The sequence below is a fragment of the Pseudarthrobacter sp. W1I19 genome (genome assembly GCF_030817835.1).
Lineage (GTDB): Bacteria > Actinomycetota > Actinomycetes > Actinomycetales > Micrococcaceae > Arthrobacter.
In genome coordinates this window covers 213221-227624 of record NZ_JAUSZR010000001.1, presented here as the reverse complement: position 1 = coordinate 227624, position 14404 = coordinate 213221, and the positions used below count along the sequence as shown (strand labels likewise).

13 protein-coding genes, 1 pseudogene and 1 riboswitch are annotated in these 14404 nt (G+C 67.3%); of the genes and pseudogenes, 10 read left to right on the top strand and 4 right to left on the bottom strand.

The window, feature by feature from the left end:
• The first annotated feature begins 106 nt into the window (after positions 1-106).
• From QF038_RS01000 to QF038_RS00970, 7 genes and pseudogenes are all read left to right on the top strand, one after another.
• A complete protein-coding gene (locus tag QF038_RS01000) occupies positions 107-697 on the top strand; it encodes a HutD family protein (protein WP_307607868.1) in 591 nt (196 codons plus the stop codon).
• 72 nt (positions 698-769) lie between these two features.
• A complete protein-coding gene (locus tag QF038_RS00995) occupies positions 770-1300 on the top strand; it encodes a ferritin (protein ID WP_091423384.1) in 531 nt (176 codons plus the stop codon).
• 73 nt (positions 1301-1373) lie between these two features.
• Positions 1374-1439, top strand: a riboswitch (guanidine-III (ykkC-III) riboswitch).
• Positions 1440-1448: 9 nt separating this feature from the next.
• Complete coding sequence (locus QF038_RS00990) at positions 1449-1772, top strand: multidrug efflux SMR transporter (protein ID WP_307607865.1); 324 nt, start codon at positions 1449-1451, stop codon at positions 1770-1772.
• Positions 1772-2155 (top strand): multidrug efflux SMR transporter, encoded by a 384-nt coding sequence (locus QF038_RS00985; protein WP_307607863.1) that lies wholly within the window; start codon positions 1772-1774, stop codon positions 2153-2155. The genes QF038_RS00990 and QF038_RS00985 overlap by 1 nt, the downstream gene beginning before the upstream one ends.
• Positions 2156-2279: 124 nt before the next feature.
• Positions 2280-2909: a nucleoside/nucleotide kinase family protein gene (locus QF038_RS00980; RefSeq protein ID WP_307607861.1), complete on the top strand. Its 630-nt coding sequence runs from the start codon at positions 2280-2282 to the stop codon at positions 2907-2909.
• Between the two features lie 38 nt (positions 2910-2947).
• The gene (locus QF038_RS00975; protein ID WP_307607859.1) at positions 2948-3940 is read left to right on the top strand and encodes an aldo/keto reductase; all 993 of its coding nucleotides are present in this window, start codon (positions 2948-2950) and stop codon (positions 3938-3940) included.
• 38 nt (positions 3941-3978) lie between these two features.
• A pseudogene (locus tag QF038_RS00970) lies at positions 3979-4623 on the top strand (MBL fold metallo-hydrolase); the annotation flags it as partial.
• 85 nt (positions 4624-4708) lie between these two features.
• On the opposite strand, the gene QF038_RS00965 reads toward QF038_RS00970, so the two are convergent.
• Positions 4709-6616 (bottom strand): DEAD/DEAH box helicase, encoded by a 1908-nt coding sequence (locus QF038_RS00965; RefSeq protein ID WP_307607857.1) that lies wholly within the window; start codon positions 6614-6616, stop codon positions 4709-4711.
• A 385-nt stretch (positions 6617-7001) separates the two neighbouring features.
• Here QF038_RS00965 and QF038_RS00960 point away from each other — a divergent pair, with 385 nt between their 5' ends.
• Positions 7002-7763 (top strand): cyclopropane-fatty-acyl-phospholipid synthase family protein, encoded by a 762-nt coding sequence (locus QF038_RS00960; RefSeq protein ID WP_307607855.1) that lies wholly within the window; start codon positions 7002-7004, stop codon positions 7761-7763.
• A gap of 5 nt (positions 7764-7768) precedes the next feature.
• Here the strand turns inward: QF038_RS00960 and QF038_RS00955 are convergent, their stop codons facing one another.
• Positions 7769-9184: an MFS transporter gene (locus tag QF038_RS00955; protein ID WP_307607853.1), complete on the bottom strand. Its 1416-nt coding sequence runs from the start codon at positions 9182-9184 to the stop codon at positions 7769-7771.
• Between the two features lie 59 nt (positions 9185-9243).
• On the bottom strand, positions 9244-10275 hold the full coding sequence (locus QF038_RS00950) for an Lrp/AsnC family transcriptional regulator (RefSeq protein ID WP_307607851.1): 1032 nt from the start codon (positions 10273-10275) through the stop codon (positions 9244-9246).
• A 133-nt stretch (positions 10276-10408) separates the two neighbouring features.
• On the opposite strand from QF038_RS00950, the gene QF038_RS00945 reads away from it, so the two are divergent.
• Together QF038_RS00945 and QF038_RS00940 are read left to right on the top strand one after the other, a co-directional pair.
• On the top strand, positions 10409-11656 hold the full coding sequence (locus tag QF038_RS00945) for a M20 family metallopeptidase (RefSeq protein ID WP_307607849.1): 1248 nt from the start codon (positions 10409-10411) through the stop codon (positions 11654-11656).
• Positions 11657-11681: 25 nt separating this feature from the next.
• Positions 11682-12971 carry an MFS transporter gene (locus QF038_RS00940; RefSeq protein ID WP_307607847.1) on the top strand — a complete coding sequence of 430 codons (1290 nt, stop codon included), beginning with the start codon at positions 11682-11684 and terminating at the stop codon, positions 12969-12971.
• 55 nt (positions 12972-13026) lie between these two features.
• Here QF038_RS00940 and QF038_RS00935 read toward each other — a convergent pair whose 3' ends face one another.
• A complete protein-coding gene (locus QF038_RS00935; protein ID WP_307607845.1) occupies positions 13027-14349 on the bottom strand; it encodes an MFS transporter in 1323 nt (440 codons plus the stop codon).
• Positions 14350-14404: the final 55 nt, after the last annotated feature.

The following is a 14404-nucleotide window of genomic DNA, read 5'->3' as shown; positions in this document are numbered from 1 at the left end:
TCCCGGCTCCTTCAGGCTGTTTTCGTGTTGTCCCCCCGGAGGAGAGTAGCAGGGAAGGGGCCAGCCCGCGACGCCGGGATGTCCGGCCGGGAACTAGGCTGGGCGCATGGAGATTATCCGCTTTGCAAGCCTCAAGCCCGAGCCCTGGCGCAATGGTGGCGGCATCACGCGCCAACTGGCGAGCCACCCCGCGGACGGAGCGTCAAAAGACGGCGGCTGGGACTGGCGGGTCAGCATCGCGGACGTCAGCAAGGCCGGAGATTTCTCCCCTTTCCCCGGGATGGAGCGGGTGCTGACGGTCGTCGAAGGTGAGCTCCTCCTGCTGAGCGTGGACGGCGCGGAACACCCGCTGGAAAAGTACCGTCCATTCCGTTTCCCGGGCGGGGCCGCCACACAGGCGTCCCTTCCCACCGGTGATATCCGGGACCTCAACGTCATCACACGCGCCGGAAGTTTCAAGGGCTACACGTCCATCATTGAACTCTCGAAGAAGCGCGCGAAGCCCCTTTTTGAAGGCTCGTTCGGGATCCTGCTGCAGGGGCAGGCCACTGTTGCCGTGGGGACGGAAGAACCCGAGCCTTTGGCGCGGTACGACGCCGTGGTCGGTTCCGACGTCGACACCCCGGACGTTCTGGGCCGCGGCTTCCTGGCCGTTGTCTCGATCGACCCCGTGGAGGACGAACACACCGCGGAGTAGGCCAGCCTCGCCTTCCAGTAGCAGAGCCTTTCCACACTGGTCACTGGCTCCGGCCGTCCCTAGACTCGGGCTATGACCACATCATCGTTTAATGCGCTCCTGTCCACCCAGATCGGCAACGAATTTACGGCATCGCAGCAGTACATTGCGGTGGCCACCTGGTTCGCCAACCAGGACCTCCCCCAACTGGCCCGCTACTTCTTCCGCCAGTCGGTGGAGGAGCGGAACCACGCCATGATGATGGTGCAGTACATGCTGGACCGGGATATTGAGTTCACCATCCCCGGTGTTCCTGCCGTCCGCAACGACTTCGCGTCCGTCACCGAGCCGCTGGCCCTTGCCCTGCAGCAGGAAAAGGAAGTCACCAAAAACATCGAGGACCTGTTCCGGGCTGCCCGCGGTGAAAACGATGCCCTGGGCGAGCAGTTTATGCTCTGGTTCCTGAAGGAGCAGGTGGAGGAAGTGGCCTCCATGACCACGCTCCTGAACATCGCCGAGCGCGCGGACAACCTGTTCGATATCGAGAACTTCATCGCCCGCGAAACCGTGGGCGACGGCGGCCGTGACGCCGCGGCCCCCGTTGCTGCCGGCGGCACCCTCTAGCCCCCTCCCGGCTGGGTGGTGAGGTTGGGCACCATGGGTGGCCGCCCGGCGTCGGGCGTTGCTACGCTGGAAGCCAAGGCTCCGTGAGTGAGCCTCCGGACGACGGTTCAGTACCCGGCACGCGACAAGACTGGCCAAAGGATCTGTCATGTCGTGGTTAATCCTTCTTCTCTCCGGCGCCCTTGAAGCCGTGTGGGCCGCAGCCCTGCACCGCGCGTTCCAGGCTTCCGGCCGCCGCCGCATTGCGCCCGCAGCGTTGTTCCTGGTTTCGGTCGCGGCCAGCACCGGCGGCCTGGCCATCGCCATGCAGTCCATTCCTACCGGCACTGCCTATGCCGTCTGGGTGGGCGTGGGCGTGGTGCTGACCTCCGCGTACGCCATCGTCACCAAGGTGGAGCGTCCAACGGCGGCACGGCTCCTCCTGCTGTCCGGCATCGCCATGTGCGTGGTTGGCCTGAAGGTGGTGGCGTAATGTTGCGGCGATCGATTCCCTGGCTGGTGCTCCTGGCATCTGCCGTCCTGGAAGCAGTGTGGGCCACAGCCCTTGGGCTGTCCGACGGCTTCAGCAGACCCCTTCCCACCCTGGTTTTCGCCGTGACGGCAACCCTCAGCATGGTGGGCCTGGGCATGGCCATCCGCCATATCCCGCTGGGCACCGCGTATGCAGTGTGGGTGGGGATCGGGGCGGCGCTGACCGTGGGCTGGGCGATGGCCACCGGCGTGGAGCCCTTCAGCGTGCTGAAAGTTCTCTTTATCGCCGGGATCGTGGGCTGTGCGGCCGGGCTCAAAGCACTGCCCGGCGGAGCCGACACCCCGGAGCCTGAACCTGCCGCCACTTCCGCCTCCGCCCGCTGAGTCTCCCCACCTTTCAGGGCGGCCGACGGCGTGTCCCGGCAAACCGCCGTCGGCCGCGCCGTCCCGGAGGCGAAAGGTGGGGAGGTTCGGCGGCCCAACCTGCGGTGCGGTCTAGGCTTTTGCCATGGACTCACCCGAGATCACCCAGTCGATGGACGCCCTGCGGGCCAGGCTGGTCCCCGGAAGGCGGATTATCCTTGGCATCGCGGGCGCCCCCGGATCAGGAAAGTCCACCTTCGCGGAATGGATCCAGCGGCAGTTCGATCCCGGCATAGCCATAGTGGTCCCCATGGACGGCTTCCATCTGGGCAACGCCATCATTGACGGCACGCCGTTGCGGCAGCGCAAGGGCGCCATGGACACGTTCGACGCCGGCGGGTACCTTTCGCTGCTGCGGCGCCTGGTACGCCGGGACGAGTCAGTCGTTTACGCCCCGGAGTTCCGGCGCACCATCGACGAGCCCGTGGCTGCTTCCATCGCCATCCCCGCCGACGTGCCGCTGGTGATCACCGAAGGGAACTACCTGCTGGCGGAGCAGGAGCCGTGGAAGGACATCCGGGCGCAGCTGGACGAGGTGTGGTTTGTGGACACGCCCCCGGCCCTCCGGCTCAGCCGGTTGGTGGAACGGCACATGCGGTTCGGAATGGACCGGGCAGCAGCGGAGGCCTGGGCCAACGGCCCTGACGAGGCCAATGCGGTACTGGTCCAGGCGACCCGGGCGGCAGCGGACCGGAGGACCATCCCCTGGAACTGACGCATCCGTACACCCTCATTCAACGAACAGGAGAACCCATGGCAGCAACAGTCCGGCTCGGCGACGGCTTCGACGTCAGTCCTCTCGGCTTCGGCGGAATGGCCCTCACACCTGTCTACGGCGAGGTGGATCCGGCGGACGCGCTCCGGACGCTGCATCACGCCGTCGACTCCGGTGTCAGCTTTATCGACACCGCGGATATCTATGGCGGAGGCAGCAACGAAGAATTGATCGCGCAACTGCTGAAGGAGCGGCGGGACGAGGTCCAGCTGGCCACCAAGTTCGCGCTGGTGGGCTCCCCGGCGGACGGGTACACGGACATCCGGGGCGACGCCGCCTACATCCGGCAGGCCGTGGACCGCAGCCTGCAACGGCTGGGCACGGACGTGATTGACCTCTACTACATGCACCGCCGTGACCTCCGCGTTCCGATTGTGGAAACCGTGGAGGCCATGGCGGAGCTTGTGCAGCAGGGCAAAGTCAAGCACCTTGGGCTGTCCGAGGTGACGGCCCAGGAGCTTGAAGAAGCGTCCGCAGTCCACCCCATTGCGGCGGTCCAGAGTGAATGGTCCATCTGGAGCCGCGACGTGGAACGCAACGTTGTTCCTGCCGCGGCCGCCCTGGGGGTTGGTTTTGTGCCCTACTCGCCGCTGGGCCGGGGATTCCTCACCGGCACCGTTGACGCATCCAGCCTGGGCGAGAAGGACTTCCGACGCCGGATCCCCCGCTTCGCCCCGGATGCGGCCAGTGCCAACCAGGCCGTGATTGCTACCGTCCAGGCCGTGGCTGACGAGCTGGATGCAACACCGGCCCAAGTAGCCCTGGCCTGGCTGCTCGCCCAAGGCAGGCGGCTGGGCCTTCCCGTGGTCCCCATCCCCGGCACGCGCAAAACGCACAGGATCGATGAAAACCTGGGCGCCCTGTCCCTGGGCCTAACCCTGGAGCAACTAGACGCGCTGGCCGAAGCCTCGGACGCCGTCGTCGGCTCCCGCTCGGCGGATCCCAACTGGGTGTCCGAAGGCCGCGAGTAAACAGGGGCCTCGATCAGGCGGTCCCTAAACTGATGCCTATGGACTCACTGATCTATGACCTGCCGGCGCTGACCATCCGCCGGATCTCCGTCAGCGAGATGGACAACAACGTGTACCTGCTGACCGCCAAGGCCAGCGGCACTCAAGTGCTGATCGACGCCGCTGATGACCTTCCGGCCATCCGGCAGCTGCTGCAGGACGGTGCCCGTGACACCTCAGCCACGCCCCAGCTGGCGCTGATCGCCACCACCCACCAGCACTGGGACCACGTCCGCGCGCTGAAGGAGCTGGTGGAGGCCACCGGGGCGCGCACTGCTGCCGGAACGGACGACGCCGATGCGCTGCCTGTAGGCGTGGACGTGCGGCTCAGCCACGGCGACGTTGGGAACTTCGACGGCTTCGACCTGGCGGCTGTGCACCTGCGCGGCCATACGCCGGGTTCCATCGCCTTCGTGTACGAGGATCCCGAGGGTCCCGCGCACATCTTTTCCGGCGACTCGCTGTTTCCCGGCGGGGTGGGCAACACCCAGAAGGATCCGGCGCGCTTCACCCAGCTATTGGATGACGTCACCGGGCGGCTGTTTGGTGCCTACCCGGACTCGTCAATCGTGCACCCGGGCCACGGCAAGCCCACCACCCTGGGTGCCGAACGGCCGCACCTGGAGGAGTGGCGCGCCCGCGGGGTGGTGAACCAAACGGTGGTTGAGCCCGTTGAAACCCGGTGCTTGAGCCCGTCGAAACCGACAAGCTCAACTACCGAAGTGATATCTAGCGGCCGCGGCGTTCGTTCGACGCCGGAGCCGAGGCACGGCGCGGGCCGCTGCGGGCGGGACGGCCGGAGCCGCCGCCGTTGTCACCATTGCCTGAACCGTAGGAGCCGCCGGACGTTCCACCGGTGTTGGAGGACCAGACAGCCTTGTTGCCGCCGGTTGCGCCTGCACCTGCGGAGCGCTGGCCACCCGTGCGGGCACCTGCACCGGCTGCTGCTGCACGCTGCCCGGTGGCCGGACGGCCGTTGCGCTGGCCACCCGAGGAAGCCGGACGGCCTGACGATGCGGGACGGCCGGTGCCGCCGCGGGGAGCGTCGCTGCGGGTGACGCGTGACTCTGCACGGCCGTCTGAACCGCGGCCAGCCGATGCACGGCCACCTGCCGCGGGGACGTCGTTGCGGTGCGTCGAAGCAGTGCCGCGGCCGCGGGCGTTGCGGCGGGCCGCTGCTGCGGCGATGGCGCGGTCCTCGTTCTGCTCGGCAACCTTGTCGAAGGCTGCACGGGCTTCCGTGCGGCCTTCAAAAGCTGCTGCCCGGCGCTCGGCGCGGGGAACATCGGTGCGCACCGGCTCGGCCGCAACCTTGCCCCGTCCGCCACGTCCGCCGCGTCCACCCGCAACCGGGGAAGCCTGGCGGCGGGCGCGCTTGCGCTCGGCGTTGGCGCCGGTGGAGGTGCCGCCGCCCTGCTTGGCGGCCTTGGCTGCCAGGAGGGCAGCGCGGGTCCGAGGATCCACCTTGTCAGCGATTGCACCCACGAGCTCGCCCACGATGGGCGACGTGGCGGTGACGCGCTCGAAGCTAACGTCGACGCCGGCGGCCTTCATCAAATTCTTCACGTCGGTCTGCTGCTCGGGCAGGGTGATGGTTACCACGGTGCCGTCGGAACCTGCGCGGGCGGTACGGCCTGAGCGGTGCAGGTACGCCTTGTGCTCTGTGGGCGGGTCAACGTGGATGACCAGTTCGACGTCGTCCACGTGCACACCGCGGGCAGCGACGTCGGTAGCGACCAGGACGCGGACGTCGCCGGAGGAGAACTCGGCGAGGTTGCGGTCACGGGCGTTCTGCGAGAGGTTGCCGTGCAGGTCCACGGCGGGGATCCCGGCGTCGGTCAGCGTCTTGGCGAGCTTGCGGGCGTGGTGCTTAGTCCGCATAAAGAGGACGCGGCGGCCGGCGCCCGAGGCGAGCTCCACGATCAGCTGCTTCTTGACGGTCTGGTCGTTCACCACCAGCACGTGGTGCTCCATGGTGGTCACCGCGGCCTGCGGATCGTCCACGGAGTGGGTGAGCGGGTTGGACAGGTACCGCTGGACGATCTTGTCCACTCCGTTGTCCAAGGTGGCGGAGAAGAGCAGGCGCTGGCCCTGGCTAGGGGTCATGTCCATAAGCTTCTTCACCACGGGAAGGAAGCCGAGATCGGCCATGTGGTCGGCCTCGTCCAAGACGGTGATTTCCACGGCCTCCAGGGTGAGGATGCGCTGGCGGATCAGGTCCTCCAGGCGGCCGGGGCAGGCGATAACAATGTCGACGCCGGCGCGCAGGGCCTTCTCCTGGCGTGCCTGGGAGATGCCGCCGTAGATCACGGTGGTGTTCAGGCCGGCGGCCTTGGCCAGCGGCTCGATGGTGGCGTTGATCTGGGTGGCCAGTTCGCGGGTTGGTGCCAGCACCAGGCCCATGGGGCGGCCGGGCTTGCGGAAGTACGGGGCTTCACGCTCGGCGAGGCGTGCCACCAGCGGGATGGCGAAGGCGATGGTCTTGCCGGAGCCGGTGCGGCCGCGGCCCAGGACGTCACGTCCTGCCAGCGTGTCAGGGAGGGTCTTCACCTGGATGGGGAACGGGGTTTCGATTCCCTGGGCGGTGAGGGTGTCGGCAAGGGCCTTGGGCGTGCCGAGGGCAGCAAAAGTAGTCAAAGTCAAAGGTCTTTCAGGCGGTATCCGTGCGGATATCGGCCCCCGGCGCCGGTTGGCCCAGGGGGTTCGCCGAAGAAAAGTCAGGTGATCAACCAGCCTGCTGCCACTTATTCAAAGCGGCGGCCGGGACCAAATGGAACGCGTTCATCGACGCAGGATGTGCCTCTCACATGAAAAAAGCCCTGTCCCCTAAATGAAGGGGCGCATGGGCATCACTGCACATCAAGTTCCACCAGTCTAGCATCCCGGGCCGGCTCCCCCGTCCCATCCACCTCCGCCCCTCCCAACTGACTGGCAGCTGACGTCGTCACAATCCGTTTTGAGCGCGTTTAATGCCAGCTACATGGGCGTTGCCAACACCGCACCCGCGGGGCAGGGTTGAGTCATGACGGAACATGCGCCCCACCAGCAGGAACAGCACGAGCACCAGGCACCGCACGACGCCGGCCCCGGCCTCTCGGGGCACGCTGACCCCGAGGGCGGTCAAGGAATAAGGGACGCGGCCGCCCTGTGGGACGAGCGGTACCGCAGCAAGCCCCAGATCTGGAGCGGCAAGCCTAACCCCCAGCTGGTGCGGGAGGCCGGCGGACTCCGGCCGGGACACGCGCTGGACCTTGGCTGCGGCGAAGGGGCCGACGCCATCTGGCTGGCCCAGCACGGCTGGACCGTCACCGCCGTCGACGTTTCCGCCGTCGCACTCGAACGCGCGCACGGACACGAGAAGGCGGCGCTGGCGCGGGAAAGCGTGCACGCGGCCGAGGGCGCCATCGCCAGCCGGATCCATTGGCAGCAGGCCGACCTAGAGCAGTGGCAGCCTGAGGACTCGTACGATCTTGTGACCTCGCAGTTCCTCCACTCCCAGGATCTGGCCTGGCAAGGGCCGCTCCGCACTGCGGCGTCGGCTGTAAAACCCGGCGGGACCCTGCTGGTGGTGGGACACCACCCGGACCGGCTTCCACCCTGGGGAGGGGCCCACACCCACCACAACATGTTTTACACGGCGGACGAGCTGGTCCGCGAGCTGGAACTGGACAGCCCGGGGTGGCAGCTGGAAGTGCAGACCAGCCGGGAGCGGCCGGTGACCGGACCGGAGGGCCAGCAGGCCACCATCGCGGACGTGGTGGTCCGGGCAAGCAAGCTGCCCTGACTTTCCTAGGGGGTTTTGGTGGTGACCCGCGGCGCCACTGCCACCGCGGCTGCGGCGAGCACGGCGCAGAGTGCGAAGACCCCGGCGAAGGATTCTGTCGTCGTCGTGAACGCCGCGAAAACGATGCCCGTGGTGGCCAAAGCCAGCGCGCCGCCCAGTGAGTCGGAGATGGACATGGCCGAGCTGTTGAAGCCCTCGTTCTCCTTGTCCGACAGCGCCAGGGTCATCACGCTCAGCCGCGGATAGAGCAGGCCCATACCGCCGCCGGCGAGGATCCAGCCGGCAATGACGACGGCGGGCGGCCAGTGCAGCGCGGCCGTTGCCAGCGCGAGGAGCACGGCCCCGAGCACCATGAATGAGCCGGTGCGGACGGCGCCGCGGTGGGACAATCTGGTGCCGAGACGGCCCTGGACCGCCGAGGCGCCCGCCCACGCGATGGCTCCGAATGTGAGGGTCAGTCCCGCAAAAGTGGGCGAAAAGTGGTACTGCTCGATCAGCAGGTACGGCAGGTAAACCTCAGCGCCGAAGAATCCGGCTGCGGCGAGCCCGCGCACCAGGATCACGCCGGGCAGGCCGCGGCGGGCGGCGAGCGTTCCCCGCGGCACCAGCGGCCGCACGGCAATCAGCGCAACGACGACGGCGGCCACCGCCAGCAGTGCCGGCGCTGCGGCGAAGCCGGGGAGGCGGACTTCCCGCGAGAGGTTCAGTGCCAGCACGGCGAGCGCGGCCAGGCTGGCCCAGGCGAGCCGGCCCAGGGCCCACGGCGCAGGCGGTTGCGCCGGGACATCGCCCCGCTCCTGGCCCCGCGATGATTGGCCCGGCGCCATGTTCCGGAGCACAGGGACGATCATCACCAGCGCAGGGATGACCAGGCCCACCACGCCCAGGAACACCCAGTGCCAGCTGAAAACCTGCGCCACCAGGCCGGCGGCGAACGGGCCCACCAGGGAGGGGATGACCCAGGCCGCGGAGAACGCCACGAAGATCTTGGGATGCAGCAGTCCCGGGAAGATGCGGGCCACCAATACGTACAGCGCCACCGTCAGGGCACCGCCGCCCAGCCCCTGGACCAGCCTGCCCGCCACCAGCTGCGGCATGGAGACGGCGGTCCCCGCGATCAGCAGTCCTACGACGAACAGCGCCACGGAGGCATAGAGGGGAGCGGCGGGGCCCCGGCGGTCGGACCAGTTCCCGGCGGCCACCATGCCGATCACCCCGGTGGCCAGCGGCCCGGCGAAGGCCAGTGCGTAGAGGTCCGCGCCCTGCAGTTCCCGGCTCACCACCGGCATGATGGTGGTCACCGCCAAGGATTCGAACGCGGCCAGGAACACCAGCGCGCAGGTGCCGATGGTCACCCACAGGTATGGCCGCTGCAGGATGCCGGAACGGGTGTCTGCCGATGGAAGGGTTGTGTCGCGCACGCTGTTGGGCCGATCGGTTGTTTGTCTTTCGTGCCAGCTTAGCGCCGGGCCCGGATGGCTTACCCGGCACTTGCCACCGCCGCCGGGACGATGACCCGCCCCGTGGCTGTGGAGTCCTGGTTCAGCATCCAGCCCACCCGCTTGACGGTACTCAGCATCACCACGCTCTCCACCAGTTCGATGTCCGGGATCCGCTGCTGCAGCGCAAGTTCGGCGTTCATCACGTCGGCCAGCGACTGCAGCCACATGATGATCACAAAGTTGGTGCGGCCGGTGGTGGAGGCGCTGAGCCGGACGTTGCGGAGGCCGCGGAGCTCGGCCGCGGCAGCTTCATGCTGACCTGGCGGGACGTTCGCGAACCACTGGCAGGTCACGGGGTAGCCGGAAAACTTCTGCGTCACTTCGCAGCGGAACGAGAGGAGCCTGCTGGCGAGGACCCGGTTCAGCTGCCGCTGGACGGTGGCGGGGTGGCGGCCCAGCGCCCGGGCGATGTCGGCCGCCGTCGCGCGCCCGTCCCTCGCAAGGAACGGAAGCAGCGCGAGGTGGTTTTCGGGCAGTGGCTCGACGACGGCTTCCGGGGGCGCGGAGCCTGCCGCCTCCGGCCCGGCCTTGGCTTGCAGCGCTGCGATCTGTGCGCGGTCCAGCACATTCAGGCGCCAGGCGTAGCCGCCGGAGTGCAGCCTGGTGCACAGCGCGGTCTGGTATTTCAGCAGCCCCCCGATGTCCTGGAGCCGGGAAGCCACGGCCGTGGTGAACTCCTCGAGGGATTGGGTGAGGACAGTCAGCATCAAATCGCGGTTGCTGGCGGCCTCCTCGATGGTGACAATCTCCGGGACCGAAGCCAGTGCCTCGGTCACCTCGGCGCGGCGGTGCATGTCGCAGTCAACGTCCACCAGCGCCAGGCACATCTGTTTAGGATCACCCATCAGGTGGGCTGTCACCCACGCCGCTCCCGAACCTCGGATCCGTTCCCACCGGGCCGCAAGGGTGGTGGCATGAACACCAAGAATCTCGCCGGCGTCCGCCCAGCTGATCCTCGGCGCGATCTCCAATGCGTTGATCAGGGCGAGGTCCTCCTCGCTCAGTTCCATGGTCACTATTCTTCCGCAAGTGTGCACAAAACGTGGAAGAAAAGTAGAGCTGGTGCATTTTTCGAGCACTTTCCGTGCGTGTGAACCACATCACCCCACACTTGTTTCAGCCCATTCTTTGGAGGAGAAGTCAATGACCATCACAGCCGCGGCCACGGAACTCCAGCCCGAACTGACGCGGTTCCGCCACGCCATGCACCAGGAACCGGAAATCGGCCTTGACCTGCCCCGGACACAGGAAAAAGTCCTCCAGGCATTGGACGGACTGCCCTACGAAATCACCCTAGGCAAGGAGACGACGTCGGTCACGGCAGTATTGCGCGGCACCGGCAACACAGCAGGAACTGAAGCAGCCGGCGCGCAGGCACCGCCGTCGGTCCTCCTGCGTGCTGACATGGACGGCCTGCCCGTCCAGGAGAAAACCGGAGTCGACTACACCTCCCGCCTGGACGGCGCCATGCACGCATGCGGCCACGACCTCCACACTGCGATGCTCACCGGTGCCGCCACCCTGCTGGCCGAGAACCGGCACCGCCTGCCCGGCGATGTCGTCCTGATGTTCCAGCCCGGCGAGGAAGGCTTCGACGGCGCCAGCTACATGATCCGCGACGGCGTCCTGGATGCGCCGGGCCGCCGGGTGGACGCCGCCTACGGCATGCACGTGTTCTCCTCACTCGAACCGCACGGCACCTTCGCCACCAAGCCGGGCGTGATGCTCAGCGCCTCCGACGGCCTGGTGGTCACGGTGCTTGGCGCCGGCGGCCACGGCTCCGCCCCGCACGCGGCCAAGGATCCCGTGACCGCGGCGGCGGAGATGGTCACCGCTCTGCAGGTGATGATCACCCGCCAGTTCAACATGTTCGATCCCGTAGTCCTGTCCGTCGGCGTCCTTCACGCCGGCACCAAGCGCAACGTCATCCCGGAAACGGCCCGGATCGAAGCCACCATCCGGACGTTCTCGGAAGCTTCCCGCGAGAAGCTGATGGACTCGATTCCGCGGCTCCTGCAGGGGATCGCGTCCGCACACGGCCTGGAGGTGGACGTCGACTACCAGCAGGAGTATCCGCTCACCATCACCGACGAGGACGAGACACATACTGCCGAGAACGTCATCACCGAGATGTTCGGCGATTCCCGGCTTTCCCGCTGGGCCACTCCCCTCAGCGGCTCGGAGGACTTCTCGCGGGTGCTGGCCGAAGTGCCGGGCACCTTCATTGGCCTCAGTGCCGTCCCGCGCGGCGCGGACCACGCCACTTCCCCCTTCAACCACTCACCGTACGCAATGTTCGACGACGGCGTGCTGGCAGACGGCGCTGCGCTCTATGCGGAACTGGCCATGCAGCGTCTGGCCACCCTTTCGTCCACCCGCACCAACTCCTGATCCACCCTCCAGGAAGAGAACTGAAATGACCACTATCGTCAACCCGCAGCGTGCGGCGCGTACGGCAATGCGGAAAACCATCGTTGGTACCGGTATCGGCAATGCCGTGGAGTGGTACGACTGGGCGATTTACGCAACCTTCACCCCCTTCATCGCCAGCCAGTTGTTCAGCAAGGCGGACCCGGCGTCGGCCGTCCTGTCCACCCTGGCGATCTTCGCCGTCGGCTTCGTTGCCCGGCCCTTCGGCGGCTTCCTGTTCGGCTGGATCGGCGACCGCGTGGGCCGCAAGACGTCCATGACCCTGGCCGTGGGGCTGGCATCGCTCGGCAGTTTGATGATCGGCATCGCCCCCACGTTCGCCAGCATCGGCGCCTGGGCATCACTGATGCTGCTGGTGGCCCGGCTGGTGCAGGGCCTGGCGCACGGCGGCGAGCTGCCGTCGTCGCAGACGTACCTGTCCGAGATGGCACCGAAGGAAAGGCGCGGCTTCTGGGCCACCCTGATCTACACCTCAGGCACGGTGGGCATCCTGTTCGGCACGCTGCTGGGCGCGGTCCTGAACATGGCTCTGAGCACCGAGGCGATGAACGCCTGGGGCTGGCGCATCCCGTTCCTGATCGGCGCGGCGCTGGGGCTGTACGCACTGATCATGCGGTCCCGGCTGCATGAGACGGAGGCTTTCGAGTCCGAGTCCGTCCGCGAGAAGCGTGCCCCGATCTGGCCGCAGATTGTCCGCCACCGGAAGCAGGCCCTCCAGGTCATCGGCCTGACGGTCGGGCTCACGGTGATCTACTACATCTGGGGCGTTGTGGCTCCGAGCTACGCCACCACTGCCCTGAAGATCGACCGCGGCGAAGCCCTGTGGGCCGGCGTCGTAGGGAACATCGTGTTCATCGCGGCACTGCCGGTGTGGGGCAAGCTGTCGGACAGGATCGGCCGCAAAAAAGTGCTGTGGTCCGGCGCCATTGGGTCCGCTGTGATGCACTTCCCCATGACCTGGCTGCTCAAGGACTCCGCCTGGCAGCTGGCCGTCAGCATGTCGGTGATGCTCATCTTCATCGCCGCGAGCGCCGCGATTGTCCCGGCCGTGTACGCCGAACTCTTCCCCACGAGCATCCGCACCGTGGGCGTGGGTGTCCCCTACTCCATCTGCGTGGCCTTGTTCGGCGGCACCGCCCCGTACCTGCAGCAGTGGCTGGGCACCACCCTCCACATGCCGGACCTGTTCAACGTGTATGCCGTGCTGCTGCTGGTGGTCAGCGCAGCGTTCGTCTTCACCATTCCGGAGACGAAGGGCAAGGACCTCACCCACTAGTCCCCCTCTAAGTAGCAGCAAGTGTCGTCATGAGCGCCCATAACGACACTTGCTGCTACCCAGTTGGGTCACCGACGAAGCGGTTCCGTCCGGCCCGGTAGCCGAACACGGCCGCGAGCAGCCCTACCACCAGGAAGAGGACACCGGCGGGGGTGAACGATCCTGTAGCCTGGTGCAGCTGGCCCACCATCAGGGTTGCCGTTGACCCCAGGCCGTAGCCAACGCCCTGCATCATCCCCGAAAGATGGGCTGCCGTGTGCCCGTCGCGGGTGCGCAGCATGATCATGGTCAGCGCCACCGCCGTAAGGCTCCCCTGGCCCAGTCCCAAAAGTCCTGCCCATACCCAGATCAACTCAAGCGGACCGAAGATGCTCAGCGCGAAGCCGCCGCCGGTCATCAGCGCCACCACAGTATTGATGGCGCGCTGGTCCCGAAACCTCGCCGCAAGCGCCGGCGCAAAGAGCGAGCCAAGCATCTGCAGCACGATACTCACCGACACGATCAGCCCCGCCGTGCCCCCGTCCACGCCCCGCTCACGCAGGATAGGCGCCAGCCAGGCGAACACGCTGAAGGACATCATCGCCTGCAGCACCATAAAGACGGTGACCTGCCACGCCACCGGCGAGCGCCACACGTTCACGCCGTCCTTCACCATCTGGTGCCGCACGGCACGCTGCCTGGCAGCGATGGGAAGGAACAGGAAAAGGACGACGGCGGCTGGCAGCGCCCAGAACCACAGCGCCCGGGTCCACTCCCCCGTCGCCGCGTAGACGGGGTAGGTGAAGCCGGCTCCGAGGGCGGCAGAGGCGCAGATGGCTGTGGTGTAGAGCCCGCCCATCAGGCCAAGCCGATGGGGAAAGTCGCGTTTGACGAGCCCGGGCAGGAGCACATTGCACAGGGCGATCGCTGCGCCGCAGGCAGCAGTTCCGGCCACCAGGGCGGGCAGGTGCGGTGGCCCGGCCGGGCGGAGCAGAAGCCCTGCCGTCAGGACAGCCATGGCTCCGAGGAGGACACGCTCGGCGCCGAAGCGTCGCGCCAGGACCGGGGCAAGGGGCGCAAACAGGCCCAGCAGCGTCACCGGAACAGTGGTCAGGACTACAACGGCCCACCCGGGCAAGGCCGCCTGGGACGTGATCTCGGGAAGCACGGCCGAGAAGCTGGAGAAGACGGTCCGCAGGTTCAGCCCGATCAGAACCAGGCACAGGCCCAGATAGACCAGGGCCCTTCTGCTTCCTGTCCGGGTTGGTTCCGGCGCCGGCAGTTCATCGATCCCGGCATCCACCAGGGTGTCCGGCCGGGCCTGATTTGCCTGCTGGGGCCTCGGCACCCGATCCCCGGACCGCCGCTTTTTGGCCGCCGCGTCTGTAGCTTCCGTCACCTGCCCATTCTTGCAGGACGGCCGGGGGACGAAGTTATCCACATAGGACAACTGG

What these genes read in the sequence shown, in the direction of transcription:
- QF038_RS01000 (WP_307607868.1), top strand. Translation starts at nt 107, where the DNA reads ATGGAGATTATCCGCTTTGCAAGCCTCAAGCCCGAGCCCTGGCGCAAT.
- QF038_RS00995 (WP_091423384.1), top strand. Translation starts at nt 770, where the DNA reads ATGACCACATCATCGTTTAATGCGCTCCTGTCCACCCAGATCGGCAAC.
- QF038_RS00990 (WP_307607865.1), top strand. Translation starts at nt 1,449, where the DNA reads ATGTCGTGGTTAATCCTTCTTCTCTCCGGCGCCCTTGAAGCCGTGTGG.
- QF038_RS00985 (WP_307607863.1), top strand. Translation starts at nt 1,772, where the DNA reads ATGTTGCGGCGATCGATTCCCTGGCTGGTGCTCCTGGCATCTGCCGTC.
- QF038_RS00980 (WP_307607861.1), top strand. Translation starts at nt 2,280, where the DNA reads ATGGACTCACCCGAGATCACCCAGTCGATGGACGCCCTGCGGGCCAGG.
- QF038_RS00975 (WP_307607859.1), top strand. Translation starts at nt 2,948, where the DNA reads ATGGCAGCAACAGTCCGGCTCGGCGACGGCTTCGACGTCAGTCCTCTC.
- QF038_RS00960 (WP_307607855.1), top strand. Translation starts at nt 7,002, where the DNA reads ATGACGGAACATGCGCCCCACCAGCAGGAACAGCACGAGCACCAGGCA.
- QF038_RS00950 (WP_307607851.1), bottom strand. Translation starts at nt 10,275, where the DNA reads ATGGAACTGAGCGAGGAGGACCTCGCCCTGATCAACGCATTGGAGATC.
- QF038_RS00945 (WP_307607849.1), top strand. Translation starts at nt 10,409, where the DNA reads ATGACCATCACAGCCGCGGCCACGGAACTCCAGCCCGAACTGACGCGG.
- QF038_RS00940 (WP_307607847.1), top strand. Translation starts at nt 11,682, where the DNA reads ATGACCACTATCGTCAACCCGCAGCGTGCGGCGCGTACGGCAATGCGG.